Source organism: Candidatus Nitrohelix vancouverensis (assembly GCA_015698305.1).
Taxonomy (GTDB): domain Bacteria; phylum Nitrospinota; class Nitrospinia; order Nitrospinales; family VA-1; genus Nitrohelix; species Nitrohelix vancouverensis.
Window position 1 is genome coordinate 1469583 of record CP048620.1, and the last position, 18258, is coordinate 1487840.

At 52.8% G+C, this 18258-nt stretch carries 14 protein-coding genes; 10 read left to right on the forward strand and 4 right to left on the reverse strand.

Features of this window, described 5'->3' with window-relative positions; genetic code table 11:
- Positions 1–7: 7 nt before the first annotated feature.
- From G3M78_06950 to phoU, 8 genes are all read left to right on the forward strand, one after another.
- Complete coding sequence (locus G3M78_06950) at positions 8–706, forward strand: response regulator transcription factor (GenBank protein QPJ65139.1); 699 nt, start codon at positions 8–10, stop codon at positions 704–706.
- A gap of 51 nt (positions 707–757) precedes the next feature.
- Positions 758–2527, forward strand: coding sequence for a PAS domain S-box protein (locus G3M78_06955; GenBank protein ID QPJ65140.1), 1770 nt, complete (start codon positions 758–760; stop codon positions 2525–2527).
- A 178-nt stretch (positions 2528–2705) separates the two neighbouring features.
- A complete protein-coding gene (locus tag G3M78_06960) occupies positions 2706–3878 on the forward strand; it encodes a hypothetical protein (protein QPJ65141.1) in 1173 nt (390 codons plus the stop codon).
- A 211-nt stretch (positions 3879–4089) separates the two neighbouring features.
- Complete coding sequence (locus G3M78_06965; protein QPJ65142.1) at positions 4090–5082, forward strand: PstS family phosphate ABC transporter substrate-binding protein; 993 nt, start codon at positions 4090–4092, stop codon at positions 5080–5082.
- Between the two features lies 1 nt (position 5083).
- Positions 5084–7372, forward strand: coding sequence for an ABC transporter permease subunit (locus G3M78_06970; protein ID QPJ65143.1), 2289 nt, complete (start codon positions 5084–5086; stop codon positions 7370–7372).
- Positions 7369–8982, forward strand: coding sequence for a phosphate ABC transporter permease PstA (pstA, locus tag G3M78_06975; protein ID QPJ65144.1), 1614 nt, complete (start codon positions 7369–7371; stop codon positions 8980–8982). Before G3M78_06970 ends, pstA begins: the two co-directional genes overlap by 4 nt.
- Positions 8979–9824: a phosphate ABC transporter ATP-binding protein gene (locus tag G3M78_06980; protein QPJ65145.1), complete on the forward strand. Its 846-nt coding sequence runs from the start codon at positions 8979–8981 to the stop codon at positions 9822–9824. The genes pstA and G3M78_06980 overlap by 4 nt, the downstream gene beginning before the upstream one ends.
- A gap of 11 nt (positions 9825–9835) precedes the next feature.
- On the forward strand, positions 9836–10513 hold the full coding sequence (gene phoU, locus G3M78_06985) for a phosphate signaling complex protein PhoU (GenBank protein QPJ65146.1): 678 nt from the start codon (positions 9836–9838) through the stop codon (positions 10511–10513).
- Positions 10514–10516: 3 nt separating this feature from the next.
- On the opposite strand, the gene G3M78_06990 is transcribed toward phoU, so the two are convergent.
- From G3M78_06990 to G3M78_07000, 3 genes are all read right to left on the reverse strand, one after another.
- Positions 10517–11113: a DUF1566 domain-containing protein gene (locus tag G3M78_06990; protein ID QPJ65147.1), complete on the reverse strand. Its 597-nt coding sequence runs from the start codon at positions 11111–11113 to the stop codon at positions 10517–10519.
- 81 nt (positions 11114–11194) lie between these two features.
- Complete coding sequence (locus tag G3M78_06995) at positions 11195–13768, reverse strand: FtsX-like permease family protein (GenBank protein QPJ65148.1); 2574 nt, start codon at positions 13766–13768, stop codon at positions 11195–11197.
- The gene (locus G3M78_07000) at positions 13765–14460 is read right to left on the reverse strand and encodes an ABC transporter ATP-binding protein (protein QPJ65149.1); all 696 of its coding nucleotides are present in this window, start codon (positions 14458–14460) and stop codon (positions 13765–13767) included. The genes G3M78_06995 and G3M78_07000 overlap by 4 nt, the downstream gene beginning before the upstream one ends.
- A 146-nt stretch (positions 14461–14606) precedes the next feature.
- On the opposite strand from G3M78_07000, the gene G3M78_07005 reads away from it, so the two are divergent.
- Entirely contained in the window at positions 14607–15176 is a 570-nt protein-coding gene (locus G3M78_07005; protein ID QPJ66795.1) for an arylesterase, read from the forward strand.
- Here G3M78_07005 and G3M78_07010 read toward each other — a convergent pair whose 3' ends face one another.
- On the reverse strand, positions 15177–16286 hold the full coding sequence (locus G3M78_07010; protein ID QPJ65150.1) for a hypothetical protein: 1110 nt from the start codon (positions 16284–16286) through the stop codon (positions 15177–15179).
- Positions 16287–16393: 107 nt separating this feature from the next.
- On the opposite strand from G3M78_07010, the gene G3M78_07015 reads away from it, so the two are divergent.
- A complete protein-coding gene (locus G3M78_07015) occupies positions 16394–18055 on the forward strand; it encodes a radical SAM protein (protein ID QPJ65151.1) in 1662 nt (553 codons plus the stop codon).
- The last annotated feature ends 203 nt before the right edge of the window (positions 18056–18258 follow it).

Consider the following 18258-nt stretch of genomic DNA (forward strand, 5'->3'; position numbering starts at 1 on the left):
GGTGGGTATGGGAAAAGAAAAGGTTCTCGTTGTTGAGGACGAGGAAGATATTCAGGAACTGCTGGCCTATAATTTAACTAAAGAAGGCTACGAGGTCTATCGCGCCGACACCGGCGAGATGGGGCTGGAACAATTCCGAAGTAAAAACCCCGACCTGGTTTTACTGGACCTGATGTTGCCGGGTTTGAGCGGACTCGAGGTGTGTCGCAAGATTCGGGAGGATTCCAAACATGCCAATGTGCCTATAGTTATGTTGACAGCCAAGGGCGAAGAGTCGGATGTGGTGAAGGGGCTGGAGTTGGGCGCGGACGATTACGTTACCAAACCCTTCAGTTTGAAGGTGCTCATCACGCGCATTCGCGCGGTATTGCGTCGCAGTCCACAGAAAACGGATGAATCGGGGCAGACGATGCATTTTCCCGACCTGGAGATCAACCTGGACAAGCATGAGGTTCGCGTGAAGGAAAAGAACGTGACGCTGACCCTGTCTGAGTTCAGCATTCTGCATGCGCTGGCGCAACGCCCTGGCTGGGTGTTCACGCGCTCCCAGATCGTCAACTGGATTCGCGGCGACGACTATGCGGTGACAGACCGGTCGATCGATTTCCAGATCGTGGGATTGCGGAAAAAACTGGGCGCGGTGGCGCATTATGTCGAGACGGTTCGCGGCGTGGGTTATCGCTTCAAGGATTTCAACGAAGAGTGATTTTTCTGATAGATTAAGAGACGAACGTTTTCAAAAGCGAAGAAATATCAAATGCCCAAGCAAAGAAAATTCAAACGCAACTACCCGGCCTATTTTCTGATGCCATTTTTGATCGTGGCTGGAGCGTCCTGGTTTTTGCTGATCGCAATCAAGGAGCGTCTGATTGAAAACGCCTATCAGAATTTAGAGCATGAGGCGCTTCTGGTTGCCGGGCAATCAGCGGGATTATTTTCGGAAGGAAAGAAGCAGTTCGTTCAGGAGATCGTCCGTAAATGGGAAACGGACACCGGTCAACGCTACACCCTGGTCGACCCGACGGGTAAGGCGCTGGCGGACTCAAGAGAAGTTCCGGATCGAATGGAAAATCACGCCGGTCGGCCGGAGTTTCAAGAAGCGATGGCGCGAAAAACCGCGCGATCCGTTTATGAGGAACCGCATGGCGACACGCAGTGGTTTGTCGTCGCCTCGCCGATATTGTCTGGAGAAAAATTGAAAGGGGCGATCATCGTCTCTTCCCTGCAGAGCAAGGCGACGGATGAGTGGAAGGACTGGGTTGTCTGGTCGCTGGTCAGTTTTGGCGTCGCCGGTTCTTTGCTGGTCTGGGCGATCGGTTTCACCTCCCGGCAAATCTGGCAGAATTTTTTGAAGATAGAAAAAGTTGCGGGTCGTTTTTCTTCAGGAGAGGTCGCCGCCGAGTTGTCCACCCGTGAAAGGGATGAATTTGACGGCGTGTCCATGGCGCTCAATCAAATGTCGCAGTCCATGAACGAACGCATTCAGGAACTGACTTCCCAGCGCAACGAGGTCGAAGCGATCTTGTCGAGTATGGTGGAGGGCGTGCTGGCAGTCGACCCGCAGGAAAAAATACTTCGCGTCAACGACGCGGCAAGCCGTTTGTTCGGCGTCAATGCGGCGGATGTTTGCGGTCGTCGATTCCAGGAAGCATTTCGCAACACCGAGTTGAGAAATTTTATCAAGCAGGCTTTGGAGAGTTCGCAACCCATCGACGCGGAGTTCCTGGTGCAGAGCGACGGGGAGAAGATCGTTCATGCCAGAGGCACGTCTCTCAAGGGCGCCCACAACAACAGCATTGGCATGTTGGCGGTTTTGAACGACGTGACGGAATTGCGGCGCCTGGAAAATATCAGAAAAGATTTTGTCGCCAATGTCTCGCATGAACTCAAGACCCCGGTGACGGCGATCAAGGGATGCGTTGAAACTCTGTTGCAGGAGGCTTCACCCGACCCTGATATGTCTCAGAGATTTCTGAATATTGTCCTCAAGCAGGCGGACCGTCTCAACGCCATCATTGACGATCTTCTCAGTCTTTCCCGCATTGAAAAAGATTCCGAGGATCAAGAGATTGCGCTTGAAGACGCCTCGGTCTTGAGCGTGTTGAAGTCCGCGGTTCAGGCAAGTTCGATCATGGCGGAAAATCATGGTATTGAAATTGAACTGGACTGCGATTCGAATTTATCGGCGCGTATGAATCCACAACTGATCGAGGAAGCGATCGTGAACTTGTTGCAAAACGCCATTCGCTACAGCGGAGACGGCAAGCGCGTTCGGGTCAGCGTCCACGAGAAAAACGAAAACCTGATGATCTGCGTGCAGGATTGGGGCATTGGCATCGAACCCAGACATCATGCGCGCATCTTTGAACGATTTTATCGCGTCGACAGGGCGCGCAGTCGCAAGCTGGGCGGCACCGGACTTGGCTTGTCGATCGTCAAACACATCTCCCTTGCCCATCAAGGGAGCGTTTCTTTGGAAAGTTCTCCCGGCCGGGGAAGCCGATTCTGCATCCATATTCCCATTTAGTTCCCTCCATTTTTCCCTCTTCAATCTAACAAAAAACTAATACTTGCCTCATCAAAGGCAAATGTTTGTTTTCTATTCTGCTCTCGTTGGAACACAAAAGCGCATTCAGGCGCGTTGACCCTTGCGGTCCAATGCGCATTGATATTGTTGAAGCACGCTATAAATCTAAGGAGAGAAAATGGAAAAAACGAAGAACAAGTTGTTAAAACCTCTGGCCTGTTTGACCTTGGCGGCGGCCTGTCTGATTCCCGCAACCTCGTCTGCATTGACAAGCGAGGAGTTGCGGGTCATGGCGATGGAAGAACGAATCGGCGCTAATTCTGAAAAGTTGAGTATTCTGGATCGATTTTCTTTCAACGGCGATTTCCGCATGAGAATGGAAAATATCAATGCGGATCTTCAGAATGCAAATACCACCGGTGATCGAACGCGATTGCGAATCCGCTTTCGTATTGGCGGAGATTTTCATCTCGCCGAGAATCTGGATGTGGGTTTTAGACTCGCGGGAGGCGGTATCAATAATCCAACTTCCACGAACATCACGCTGGACAACACGGCGGGCACCAAGGATTTTGATCTCGACCGCGCATTCGCAAAATGGACTCCGGGGCAATTTGAATTGATCGCGGGTAAGTTCGGCGTTCCCTACCTCAAGTCTGAAATGATCTTCGACAGCGACCTTAGCCTCGAAGGATTCTCTGAGAAATACACTCACAAAGCAGGCGACACCACAATGAGCATGGCTCTCGGACAGTATGTCGTGGAAGAAACAGGCGATTCTCTGGATAGCGATGTTTTCATGATCGCGTATCAGGGGCAATTGGAGCATAAGGTTTCTGCCGGCAAATTGGTTCTGGCGCTGAGCTACTACGACTTCGCTAACCTGCAAGGCTCTGCAGTGACCAACAACGCGGGCGCAGGTCGAAGAAATACCATCGCTGGCGGCGTTTACTCCTTTGACTTCAATATTTTTGAAGTTGCGGCGCAATTCAAGACCGATGTGATGGGCAAACCGACGACCTTTATCTACGGCAATGCCACCAACACCGCAGATGGCGTTAACAACGATCAGGCATGGGAAGCGGGCGTGAAAATTGGCAAAGCCAGGGATTTTGGCGATTGGGAGGCCAAGGCCCTCTATCGAGTGACCGAAGCCGATGCCGTGTTCTCAGCCTGGAACGATTCTGATTTTCATGGCGGCGGCGTGAACTCAGAAGGCGTGGAACTGGGAGTTAAAGTGGGTTTGTACAAAGGCGTTGTTCTTTCTGTCAGCCAGTTCTTTACGGATGAAGAATCCGGAGCGGCTGAGAAACACGAATTGACCCATGTTGATCTGGTCTTGAAATTCTAAGGTCATTGAAAACATTGGTTTTTATAGGTTTGATGGCGATGTTTTTTGGGCTGAAGGGGTTAAGCGCTCTCCTCCAAGAGTCCCTCGTGCAAGGCTTTAGTCCTTGCGTCGAGGGGGCCCCAACCCTTCATCTCAGTTAAATAATTATCATGTCCTAATCAAATCCTAACAAACGAAGGTTATCTTTTTAATCAACAGGAGAAATAAATCAATGAAAGCAAAATTTAAAGTATTCAGCGTGGTGGCGGTTTCGATGTGGATGGCGACGAGCTTTCCTGCAAGCTCCAACGCGATTGAAGTGGACCCCAAATTGCCAAGCTACGCGAAGGTTCAGGGAGTCAGCGGCAACTTGAACAGCGTGGGTTCGGACACCTTGAACAATCTGATGACCTTCTGGAGCGAGAAATTTGGCGAGTTTTATCCCAACGTCAATATCCAGGTCGAAGGCAAAGGCTCCTCCACGGCTCCCCCAGCGTTGATTTCTGCGGTATCTCAATTAGGACCGATGTCCCGAAGAATGAAAAATACGGAAGTGGATGAATTCGAAGCGCGTTTCGGTTACAAGCCGATGGAAATTCGCGTTGCGGTTGATGCGCTTGCCGTCTTCGTTAATAAAGATAACCCGATCAAAGGCTTGAACATGGCGCAGGTGGATTCGGCGTTTTCCAGCACCCGTCGTCAAGGTTATAAAGAAGTGACGACCTGGGGCGATCTGGGCATGACCGGCGACTGGGCGGGACGCAAGGTGAGTCTGTTTGGTCGCAACTCGGCTTCGGGAACCTACGGTTACTTCAAGAAATACGTATTGAAAAAAGGCGATTACAAGAATGAAGTGAAAGAGCAACCCGGTTCTGCTTCTGTTGTGCAAGGCGTGAGCGTGGATCGATATGCGCTGGGTTACAGCGGAATCGGTTATCAAACGTCCAATGTGCGCGCGCTCCCTCTCGCAGAATCCGGTACGGATTATGTCGAAGCGACGCCTGAAAATTCTCTGACGGGCGATTATCCTCTGGCGCGTTTTCTTTATGTGTACGTCAACAAAGCGCCCGGCAAACCCCTCAACCCGCTGACGCTTGAGTTCTTTAAAATGGTTTTGTCTAAAGAAGGGCAAAAGGTTGTGGCAAAAGGCGGTTATTACCCAATCCCGGCGAATGTAGCCGCCGAAGATCTGGCGCTATTGTCAGGGTCGGCTCCCGTTAACTAGGATGTCCAAAACACCTTCATCAGATAGTTCGGCCGAGGCGACCGCGCAAGCGAGTCGTCCGGCCTCTTCCATTTTTGATACCACTCTTTCCAAGGCGAAGCTGAAACGACGCCTTGCCGACAAGATCGCATCGGGAGTGGTCACGCTTGGCGGGACGATCATCATCTTTTCGATCCTTGCCATCCTGCTGGTCATCGTCATCGAAGCGCTTCCTTTGTTTCAAGACCCCACGGTAGAGCTCAAAGAGAAGAAAGCGGGCGCGGTGCAAGAGCCGACCTATGGACTCGGAGTGGATGAATATCAGAAAGTCGCTTACGTTATTGGAAGCGAAGGCATTCAGTTTTTCAATCTCCCCGACTGGCATCCGGCCGACGCGATTCCATTAAATCAATTGCAGGGAGCGACAATCACTGGAGCCGCGCACTCGCCCAATGGCGCGGCGGCGCTGGGTCTGTCCAATGGAAGCGTTCTACCCGTGACAATGGCATTTGATGTGGTCTATGGGGAGGATCAGAAAACGGTTCAGCCGCGCCTGGATGAAGGGGACGCTCTGGTGATGAGCGAGACGGGACAGCCGATCACCGTCGTTGGATTTTCCAAACGGGAGGCTCAAACGACGATCGCCGCCGGCACGGGCGGTAACGAGATTTCCACGGCGCAGATTAAAGTGAAACGTTCTTTGATGGGTGGCGTGAAAAGAAAAGTCAAGCAAGCCCATTGGAATCTTCCTGTACAAGGCGAGATAACGGCTCTGGCGGTGGACGTATCCGGTAACAGCGTGTTGGTTGGAACCTCTTCCGGTCAAATTCTGAAAGTCAACATCAACAGCGAAGACCCGAAAAATGCAATCTTTGTCGTCGGCGCGACGGCGAATTCCGGCGTGGGCGTTTCCTTCCTGAATTTTTTAAACGGCGGCTACACCTTGATCGTAGGCGACACCGAAGGGCGAATCAAATCCTACCATCTCGATAAAGACCATCCCGCCGGAAAATTGAAGCATATCTACGAATTCGATAAAAATCAGTCGCCCCCGCGCGCCATGACAATCTCCCTGCGCGACAAGGGATTTTTCACAGCTTCCGAAGATGGGAGTATTGAATACCGTTACGGCACAACGGGAGAAACCCAGTTTTCCATCGACGGCTCAAAAGGCGTCTATTTCACCCAGCTTGCATTGTCGCCCAAGAACAACGCCTTGCTGGCGTTGGATACGAAAGGCGATTTTTATCACTGGGACGTCGACAACCCGCACCCTTCCATTTCTTTGAAAGGCCTGTTTGGCAAGATCTGGTACGAAGGGCACGACGAACCCAAGTACATTTGGCAGTCGACCGGCGGGAGCGATGATTTCGAATCCAAATACAGTTTGATGCCCCTGATTTTTGGCACGATGAAAGGAACTTTTTACGCGATGGTTTTTGCTCTGCCTTTGGCATTGCTTGCGGCGTTCTATTCATCCCAGTTCATGCATCCGCGTTTGAACGAGATCACCAAACCGGCTGTTGAATTGATGGCGACCCTTCCGACGGTTGCATTGGGCTTTGTCGGGGCGTTGATCGTCGCGCCGCTTCTCGAAAAATATTTTGTTGGTTTTGTTCTGTTCCCATTATTGGCGATGTTGTTTGCATTTTTGGGATGGTGGAGCGAACGGCGCTGGAAACTGGGTCAGCGTTGCGGTCTCAAGCCGGGAATGGAAATGATACTCCTTTTTCCTCTGGTGCTCCTCGGAGCCGTTGGTTCGATTTATATCGGCGGGCAAATGGAGCAGGGACTCATGGATGGTGATTTCAGATACTGGTTGCTTGAATTGTTTCAAATCAATTACGACCAGAGAAATGCGCTTGTCGTCGGCATTGCGATGGGTTTTGCCATTGTGCCCTTGATCTTCACGATCGCCGAGGATTCATTGTCCAATGTACCGTTTCATCTGAGGGCCGGTTCGCTGGCGCTGGGCGCGACGCCCTGGCAGACAGCGGTGAAAGTCATTTTACCCGTCGCCCTGCCCGGAATATTCTCCGCCGTGATGATTGGGTTTGGAAGAGCCGTTGGCGAGACCATGATCGTGCTGATGGCGACCGGCAACACGCCTATCATGGACTGGAGCGTGTTCAATGGATTTCGCGCAATGTCCGCCAATATCGCCGTGGAATTACCCGAGGCGCCTGAAGGGGGGTCGCTCTACCGAGTCCTCTTCCTGATGGCGTTTCTCTTGTTCATCATTACCTTTGCGACGAATACCGTAGCCGAACTGGTTCGACTGAAACTGAGACAAAAATTCAAAGCCTTATGAAAAAAAGTATCTGGAAAACAGGCGATCTCTTTATCTGGCTCACAGGCGTGTGTCTGGCCTTTGCCTTGTTTCTTGTCGTCGCTCTTTTGTTGAATTTATTGGTGAACGGGGTCTCGGCATTCTGGCCGTCGCCTTTGCACAGTTTTGCGCTTGAAGGCGGACGAGCCGAACTGGGTTCCGTCACCATGAAGGAAATCATTCCCAACCATTCAAAGACCGACGCAGACCGCTTTCGTACGCAGATCAAACGAGGCAACCGCGATCTGGACAACTCGGACTATATCTGGATGGACGACGATAAAATCAAGTCAACCACGCTGGAGCTCAATGCCGTTGCTCTTGAGCGCAGGGAATGGGGCGATCTCTATGGTTTTCTGGAAGCCTATAAAGAAGACGGAAAGGTGATCGCCGAAGGATTTGAAAATACCTTGTCAGCCATTAAAAGCCGTTTGCCGGGGATGAACGATTTGGTGGCGGAATTGGATAAGGTATCTAAAGACGACGTCGGAAAGATCAATTACTATCTCGAAAAAAACCGCATTCGCTTGAACCGTCTCAAAAGAGACAACGCGGACGCGGGCGAGATCGCCGAAGTGGAGCAGGCGATTGCGGAACTGAACAGCGAGTACAAAGGGCTGGAGAAACAACTCGCGGAGTTGCGATCCAGAATGAAGGGGGATGTGATCGTTAAAACGGCCTCAGGGGCCACAACCTCCGTCGCGCTTGAAAAAATAATCAAGATTCATCTTCCAAATACCTTTGGATTTTTTGACAAGCTTGGATTTTTCATCGACAAGTTCGCTCGATTTCTTTACGAAGACCCGCGCGAGTCGAATACGGAAGGCGGCGTGTTCCCTGCCATTTTCGGCACGGTCATGATGGTTTTGCTAATGAGTCTGATCGCCGCGCCGCTTGGCGTTCTTGCTGGATTTTATTTGAGAGAATACGCCAAGCCGGGGCTGTTTGTGAGCATGATACGGATCGCCGTGAACAATCTGGCGGGTGTTCCTTCCATTGTATTTGGCGTGTTTGGAGTGGGTTTTTTCATCTACTTCGTTGGCGGCGGTATCGACCGGTTTTTCTATGAGGACGCCTTGCCCGCTCCCACTTTTGGCACCGGCGGCATTCTCTGGGCTTCGTTGACGATGGCTTTGCTGACGGTTCCTGTGGTGATCGTTTCAACGGAAGAAGGGCTGGCTTCGGTTTCTCGCGGGGTGCGCGAAGCGTCTCTGGCCCTGGGCGCGACGAAATGGGAGACGTCCTGGCGCGTGGTTTTACCTGCAGTGATGCCTTCAATTTTGACCGGTTTGATTTTGGCGATGGCCCGCGCCGCAGGCGAAGTCGCTCCCTTAATGATAACCGGGGTCGTTAAATTGGCTCCCTCCCTGCCCGTCGACGGATTCTGGCCGTTCTTGCATCTTGACAGAAAGTTCATGCACCTTGGCTTTCATATTTTTGACGTTGGTTTTCAGTCGCCAAACGTGGATGCCGCACGACCCATGGTGTTCGCCACCACATTGCTGTTGATCATGATCATATTGTGTCTGAACCTCTCCGCCATCTGGTTGCGCAAACGTTTGAGAAGAAAATTGGAGATAAGTGCGGTATGATAACCATTGAAAATAAAATCATGAAAAATCAAATGAGCTTTTCGACCAAAGATAAACAAGAAGAAAAGAAGGCCCAGTCTTTAAAGCAGGAAGTCGCGGTGCACATCAATCGCGTTTCGTTTTATTACGGTTCCAAGCAGGCCCTCAACGAAATCGAGATGATCATCCCCAAGAATAAAGTGACGGCCTTCATCGGTCCTTCCGGTTGCGGAAAGTCGACTTTGCTTCGCTGTTTGAATCGCATGAACGATTTGGTGGACAACACCCGGCTGGAGGGCGAAATCAATATCGGCGGCTTGAATGTGTATTCGCCGAGTATGGACGTCAGCGATTTGCGCAAGAGCGTTGGAATGGTGTTTCAGAAATTCAATCCTTTCCCCAAGTCGATTTTTGAAAACGTTGCTTACGGCCCGCGCATTCACGGTTTGAGCAATAAGAATGAACTGGAGGAAATTGTCGAAAACAGTCTCAAGCGCGTGGCGCTTTGGGATGAGGTGAAGGATCGCGTACATGAAAGCGCCTTGCAATTGTCTGGCGGTCAGCAACAGCGCTTGTGCATCGCCCGGGCGATCGCGGTGGAACCTGAAGTGTTGTTGATGGACGAACCCTGTTCCGCTCTTGACCCGATCGCTACGGCGCGAATTGAAGAGTTGATCGTTGAGTTGAAATCTCAGTACACCATCATCATCGTGACGCACAACATGCAACAGGCGGCCCGGATTGCAGATTACACAGGCTTCCTGTTCATGGGAGAATTGATCGAGTTTGACGACACAGAGCTTATTTTTAGAAAACCCAAAGAGAAGAAAACAGAAGATTATATCACCGGTCGGTTTGGATAAGGATTGAATCCATGGCTAGGCACCCGTTGCATCTCGAAAGAGAAATCACTCGTTTAAAAGATCTGATCCTGTCTCTCGGCACCAAGGTTGAAGAGAACGTCCAGAACTCCGTCAAGTCTCTCGTGGAGCGGCAGACGGAACTGGCGATGAAGGTCATTGAATCGGATACGGAAATCGACCAGATGGAAGTTGAGGTGGAAGAGGAATGTCTGAAAATTCTCGCCTTGTATCAACCCGTCGCCAATGATTTGAGATTCATCGTTTCCATATTAAAGATCAATCAGGATCTGGAGAGAGTCGGAGACCTGTCTTCCAACGTCGCGGAACGCGCCGTTTTTCTGGCCTCGAAGGAAGACCTGCCCATCCCTCAGGAAATTCACTTGATGGCGGACAAGGTGAAAGAAATGTTGAAGGAAAGTTTGAACGCTTTCGTCAACGCCGACGCGCTGATGGCGCGTAACGTTTGCGCCAAGGACGACGAGGTGGATGATTTGAATCGGGAAATGTACGTGCAGATGGAAGAGGCGATGCGCCGGAACCCTGAACGCATCAGCGGTTACATTCATATTTTGTCCGCGTCGCGCTATCTGGAGCGCATTGCCGACCATGCCACGAACGTGGCGGAAGACGTGATTTATCTGGCGGAGGGAGAGATCATTCGCCACCGTACCAATATGCGCGGGGAATGATTTCTAGTCATTAGCATCTCTTACGCCGCGCACGCCGCCGTTCTGGCAAAAGGAAAAGCGGCGAATGTGCGACATGCCGTTCACGAAATACAAGGTCCTGCCGCAACAATCGCTCATCTTCGTGTTTTTGAAATTGGCCGACCAGTACCAGTAAGCCGCCCCGTCGGCGAAGCGGTTGTCCAGGGCTAAAGGATTTTCCTCGCTGTGATCGAGGCTGATGGCATTTTCCTGGGTGTTGTCGTAGATCGAAGCCAGTTCCTGCAGGGTGGGCAGTCGCCAGTCGTCATAGCCCGCCACTTCCAGATTCTCAATATAATCCACGGATTGATGAAAGTTCAGACAACGCTTGAGGTCGGCGTAGCTGTCTTCCTGCGCCCACATGAGGCCGGTGTCCAAATCCGTCAGAGTCCCGTCGCCGTTGTCTCGATAATGTTTGGGTGATTCTGGTTTGGGAGGAGCGACCCATGCCGGGGCCTGGTATTCGGGCCTGGGGCCGATATCGTCAATGCCTGCCGCGCGCGCCGGGGAAGTCTGCGTTGCGCAGAGCAGTAGCGCGGCTAATGTGAAAAACCTTACTGAAGAAGATAAGAACCCTGTCATCCAGATTCCTCCCGCGAGGGTCAGTATTATCCTCTATATACTCCGAAATTCTATCCATGCCAAGCGATATTATAAGCCCGTTCAAGTCGCTTCGCGCAGGGTTTTGCCGGGCTTTCCGTTGAGCGAGTCGAGACTGCTCACGATGCCGGTCACAGCGGCGGCTACGGCGGTCAGGAAAATCGCCGAGAAGGTGACGGAAGGATAAAAATGCCAGGGGGCTTTGACCAGATATTCCATGACGCCCCAGGAGAGCAAGGCGGACAGCCCGGCTCCGATCATTCCCGCGAGTAATCCGAGGAGAGCGTATTCCACTCCAAGAATTCGCGCGACCGCAAAACGTCGGGCGCCCAGAATTTTCAGGATCGCAGATTCCTGCATGCGTCGGTATTTGGTCGACGCGATGGAGCCGGAGAGAATGATCAAACCGGAAAGGATGCTGAACCCCGACATGAAATCGACCAGAGCAGACAGTTTTTCAGTGATGTTCTGCACCGTTTTAACGATATCGCGCGAGCTCAGGGCGGTCACGTTGGGCAAGCTGTTCACGACGGCGCGTTGCACTTCCATCTCCTTGTCTTCAGGAACGTGGGCGGTGGCGACGAAGGTGAGCGGCGCTCCTTCAAGCGCGGAGGGCGAATAGATCATGTAAAAATTAGTGCGCATGTTGCGCCAGTTGACCTTGCGAATATTGGTCACAGGAGCTTCAATCTGCACGCCCTGAATCTCCATCGTTAAAGTCGCGCCGACGTCGATATTCAATCGTCTCGCGGCGTCTTCTTCCAATGAGACCTGCGGCGTCGAGGCGCCTTCCTTGCCCCACCATTTCCCCTTGATGATTTCATTGTCCGGCGGCGGTGCGTCGGACATATGAGTCAGCACGAACTCGCGGTTGATGAACCATTCCTCTGCCGCAGGGTTGTCGAACTTCCAATCCTGCGCCTTCACTCCGTTGGCTGAGTAGAATTTGGATCGAACTAGCGGCGTCAAACTACGTTCCGCCTCCGGAGCGACGGAATCAAGCGCCTGGGTGAACTGCTCGGTCTGGTCGGACTGGATGTCGATGAAGAAATAATTGGGCGGCGAATTTTCCGTGTTGGAGGAAAGCATCGCCATCATGTCCATTTGCGTCAAACGCACCGTCAGCAGGAGCATGACGCCCATTCCCAGACAGGCGACGATCGGCAGAGTCTGATTGTTGGGGCGGTGCAGATTGGCCAGCCCGTATTGACCGCTGACGGTTCCCGTCCATGAATATTTTTTGAGCAGACGGACGACGAGGAAGGCGGAACCCATCGACAGCAAAATAGCGACCAGGATTGCGGCGAGAAAAACCGCCGCATTTTTTACGGAGCCCGCTTGCCAGATAGACAAAGCAATCAAGCCCGCGGTGAAAGCGAAGCCTGCGGCGATGCGTTCCCTGCGCCCAATGTTGGGTTGATGTTCGTCGTCGAATCCGCGTCGGAACAAGCGGAGCGGTTTCACGCGCGAGGCGCACAGCAGGGGCCAGGCGCAGAAGAGCAGAGTCGTTCCCAGTCCAAGGATGATGGCGCGGAAAGTCGGTTCCCAATAAAATTCGGGTTTCACTTCAATAGCGAGCAGTCCGGCGAGTTTGGCGGGAAGCAGGAATTGAAAGCCGTAACCCGCCGCAGCGCCCAGGATCGAGCCGAGCAGGCCAAGGCCGAGCGCCTGCAATAAATAAATATTCCAGATGGTTCGAGAGCGCGCCCCCAGACATTTCATGATCGCCGCCGAATCGAGTTTCTGGGCCATGAAGACGCGAACGATCATCGCCACGCCAATGCCGCCCATCAGCAATGCGACCACGGCGATGGAGCCGAGATAACGACCGATGCGGTCGATGGATTGGGCGAGATTGGATTTGCGATCTTTGTAGGTTCGCGTTGAAGCGGCCTTGTCAGATAATTTGTGTTCGATATTGAATGCGACGATTTCCGGATCGCTGGAGTCGGCCAGACGAACAAGGGTTTTGTGGCGGACGCGACTGCCCGGCTGGATCAATTCCGAGGCATCCAGGGTTTTCAGGGAAACGAACAGGCGCGGCCCGATACTGAAGGCCCGCGACAGGCGGTCGGGTTCGGAGATTACGATGCCGCGAATGGTCACGCGGGATTTGCCAAGGTCGAAGGTGTCGCCGGCTTTCAGGTGGGTGCGGGCCAAAAAGGAAGTTTCGACCACAGCGCCGGAATCTTCAAGCAGGACTTCGAGCGCTTTTCCGGGTTTTGCTTCAAACTCTCCATAAAGCGGGTAATAGGGCGCTTCGGTTGGAACCGCTTTCAGTTCGGTGAGAATGGAACCGTTCTCCCCAGGTTTCGCGGGATCGGGAAAGCGCGCCATGGCGTGCAATTCCTTGATCGAGAGAAATTCCGCTTCCGGCCCAAGTTCTTTGCGAAGAATTTGCTCGTCTTTCGCGCTCATCGCCCAACTGCTTTTGATCTCGATGTCGGCGGCGAGCAAACCCTTCGATTCGTTTTGGATAGAGTTTTGAAGCGTCAGGGTGAAGGAGTTTATCACGGTAACGGCGCCCACGCCGATGGCGATGCACAGAATGAAAAACGACAGACGCGCTGAGGCGCCGCGACATTCCGCCAAAGCCAGGCGGAACAACTGCCTGAGGGGTAAGGTTCCGTATGTCATGAGGCGGCGTTGCGTTGCGGGTCCGTCAGGACGTCTTCGATGATTTGCCCATCAGCCATCTTGAGGATGCGTTGCGTGCGTTCGGCGACATGCGCCTCATGGGTGACGATGAGAATGGTGGCTTGCCGGGTTTGATGCAATTCCTGAATCAATTCGAGAATATGCTGGCCGTTTTTTGAATCGAGATTCCCCGTCGGCTCGTCCGCCAACACAATATCCGGCTCGTTGATGAAGGCGCGCGCCAGAGACAGGCGTTGCTGTTCGCCGCCAGACAACTGCGCCGGGTAGTGCAGGATGCGGTGCCCAAGGCCCACGGTTTCGAGAAGTTCTTTCGCCGATCCGTTTGTGTGCGCATTCCCGCCGAGTTCTGCGGCGAGAGAAACGTTTTCCAATGCGGTGAGCGTGGGGATCAGATTGAAATTCTGGAAAATGAATCCGAAACGCTGACCGCGCAGGACGGCGAGTTCATCTTCATTTAATTTCGTGATATCCTGCCCGTCGATGAGAATCTCGCCGGATGAGGGAAGGTCGAGTCCGGCGATCAGACCGAGTAAGGTGGTTTTGCCGCTTCCGGACGCTCCGGTGATGGCGGTGAATTGACCTTTTGGCACGTGCAGGTTGATGGATTTGAGAATGTTGACCTGGGTCCCTCCCGCCATGAGGGATTTGGATAAGTTATTTATTTTAATCAATGATTGATCTCGTTAAGTTTCGGATTGAATGAATCGTTATGAATAGGATTGTATATGGTATCTATTGTCGCAAAATCTGGATTAAATTTCCGGTGTTTTTTTTCCTCGCTTTTTTTATGCAGAGCGCCTCGGTTTGGGCGACGCCGATGGAGGAGCGCCCGGTGATTCTTGCATTCGGAGACAGTTTGACGGCGGGCTATGGCACGCCGCCGGAAGAAAATTATCCGGCCCGGCTACAGGTCATGCTGGACGCGGCGGGTTATGAATACCGCGTCGTCAACGGCGGCGTCAGCGGAGACACCACGGCGGGCGGATTGCGTCGCATCAACTGGTCGCTGCGTCTGAAGCCGAGCATCGTGATTCTGGAACTGGGAGCGAACGATGGCTTGCGCGGACTTCCGCTGGACGCCATGCGCTCCAATCTTGATGGAATCATTCAACGTTGCAACGAAGCCAATGCGCAAGTTCTGCTGGCGGCCATGAAGATTCCTCCGAATTATGGCGAAGAGTACACGACTGGATTTGAACAAACCTTTCATCGACTCGCTAAAAAACACGAATTGCCGCTCATTCCGTTTTTTCTGGAAAACGTCGCGGCGCGCCGGGAGTTGACGCAAGACGACGGCATTCATCCCACCGGAGAGGGTTACAAGATCGTCGCTGAAACGGTGATGGCGCATTTGAAGCCTCTACTCAAAACGACGACCTCGCCCTGATCATTCGTTTTTGAGAAATTGCAGATAGCCTTGTAGCGATTCAAAGACGCCACCGTCTTTCAGTCGGTCCATGCAGGCATCGTATGCCTTCTGGTAGTCGTCGAATTGATTGAACAAGACGGATAAGGCCGCCGCCTGGCAGGCGATCAGCGGAGCGGCTGGTCCCGATCCGGATTCCAGCGCTTCCTCTCCGAATTGAACAATCGCGGGTGCGGTCGCGGGCAGATTTTTAATTTCGGCGCAAGCAGAGGCGATCTTTTTTGCAGTTTCCGGGGCAAAGGTTTTTCCCGCATCAAAAAGAATTTCTTCCGCCGGATTCTGCCCCACAGCGCGAAACAAACGCGCCGGTTTGTGCACTCCATAGAGAGAGGTGCCTTCCATCCCATTGCCGATGACGGTTGTGTCGAAGCCGGCGAGCGCCGCGATGGCGGTCATCGGAACTTCATATCCCTTGTGGAAATAGGTGGAGGCGAGGAAATTCTCTTCCGCCTTCAGCGGGATCAACAGTTTTTCCAGCGTCGAAAGCGTTGTGCGTTTGACGATTTCCGAGCGAAGCGAGGCCATACGGTCCAACAGAGGGTGGGTGTGTCGTAAGGAGAGATAGCTGAACTGGAACTGTTCGAGAGCCGCCAGGCGGCGGTCGCGTGCGGCCTCTACAGGAGATGCGGGAATCTGATAATGTCCGATCAGCAATTCTTCAAAGGTCACGCCGAATTTGGGCGCGGCGGGCGCGGAGGAATGACCGTAGACCGGAAGTCCGAGCGCGGCGATGAGCGGGATCGCGTAAAAACCGAAATAGGGCCAGCGCGTGACGCCGTCAAAAGGATCGGCGATTTGCAGTAAACGCGGCAAGGGAACGGAAACGTTTTCGCAGGTCGCGTGCAAAGCGCGCCAGTAGCCGATATTTTCTTCGAGCGTTTCCAGCTTCATGCGCGCGGCGATCAGGAAAACGGCGGCGCGCGTTTCAGAGACGGATTGATTCAGGATCAGGCTCAAAGCGTCCTCGGCTTCCTGTTCCGTCAGGTTCTTGCTCATTTTCGGGCCAGCGGCGATTCTTTCAATATAAGACTTCATGCGCGCTGTGGGGTCGTTATTAATATTTGACGTCATATGGGGGCAATCAGTGGTTTGAAACTGCGTTTTAGAGTATCATATGGAATTCGATTCCATCGCCGGGCGACCGGTTTGAAAAATACTATTCCCATTATAAAGGTTTTATGTTGAAGGTTCTCCTGGTTTATCCCAATACGTCCGACGTTGCTTTGGACAATCTGGGATTTCAGCGCGTCTATGCGTTGTTGAATTCTATTGAAGATGTTGAATGCGATCGTTACAGCCTGCCCTTGGGTTGGGTTCCTGAAACGCAATCTCTGAATAAAGACGCTTTGGTTTCGCACGAACTGGGCCGCCCGGTTTCGGATTTCGACGTGCTTGCGTTTTCCGTTTCGTTTGAACCGGATTACCTGCATGTTGCGACGATTCTGAAATACTTCGGCCTGCCCTTGCGGCGCGAAGAGCGGGGGGCGGACGCTCCACTGGTCATTGCCGGCGGCTCTGCAATCTTCATCAACCCGGAACCTTTGGCGGAGTGTATGGACGCCTTTCTGGTCGGCGAGGCGGAGAATCTTGCCGAGACTTTTTTTGCGGAACTGAAGGCGGCGCAGGGAATTTCCCTGAAAGAGATTTTACCCAAGACCGCGTCGATTCCCGGCGTGTATATCCCGGCTTTATATCGTCCGATTTATAACGACTTTGAGTTTTCCGGTTTTGAGGTCGATGACGGAGCGCCCAAACGGGTGGCGCGTTACTGGACGCCGAAGCAGGAAGATTTGTGTTCCCACTCGGTCGTTCACGACGGAGCGTCGACCTTCAATGGAATGGCCTTGCTGGAAGCCACGCGAGGGTGTATCTGGGCCTGTCGCTTTTGTACGGCAGGATTCATTTATCGTCCGCCGCGAGAGCCGGATTTGCAACGCACTTACGACAGTCTGGAAGCCTCGCTGGCGAAGTCGGGCGTGGAAACCCAGACAGTGGGTCTGATCGGCCCTTCGGTGACGGATCACCCGGATTTGATGGGGCTGGCGAAACGCATCACCGATGCGGGCAAAACGCTTTCGTTTTCCTCCTTGCGCATGGAGACGCTGACCGATGAGTTGGTCGACCTGATATTACAGAGCGGACAAAAAACGCTCACCGTCGCGGTCGACGGCCCGTCCGAGCGAATGCGCGACGTGATCAACAAGGCGGCAACGGATGACTTCATCGTTGAGAAATGCCGCTTCCTCACGCAAAAGGGCTTACTGCATCTAAAAATCTATTCCATCATTGGATTGCCTGGCGAAACCGACGAAGACCTCGATCAGTTCATTGCGCTGGTTGAGCGCATCATGGCGGCTTATGTTGATGAAGCGCGGAAAAAGAAAAAGATCGGTCAGGTGACGGTGAGCTTGAGTCCGCTGGTTCCCAAGCCGGGCACGCCCTTTCAGTGGCATCCGATGGAACACGCGGCGAGCCTTAAGAAAAAATTCATGCGCTTGCGCAAAGTATTCTCGCGTCTGCCGCATTTGAAGCTGAGTTTTGGATCGCCTAACGAAGCCTATCTGCAAACGAGTCTGTCTCGCGGTGATCGCCGACTCACCGATTTCTTTTTGGAATACCTCGATAATGGGCACAATGAGAAAGAGGCGTTGAAACGTTATCGCCCTCTGGCGGATCATTTCGCCTATCGGCAATTCGAGGCGAACGACGCCTTGTGTTGGGACATTGTCGATCATGGTTATCGCAACTCCTTTCTCTGGGAGGATTACCAGAGAGGTTTGAAGGCCGCAAGAACCCCTGTCTGCGATACCGCTGTCTGCAAAATCTGCGGGATTTGCTGAGTTCCTGAGCGGTTGTCGACCTTCCGCAAAGAAGCAGGCGTTGGCATCCGTCGCGCTTCCATTCGGTCCGGCATTCCTTATTGAATCGGTTACAATAAATTGAACTGCGCAATACGCCTGTCAGGCGTTTGCGTCGCGCGCCAGCGTGTTTTAGTTTTTTCAGGCCCCTTTAGGACGCCGAGGGTGAAAGTGAATCAAGCGCC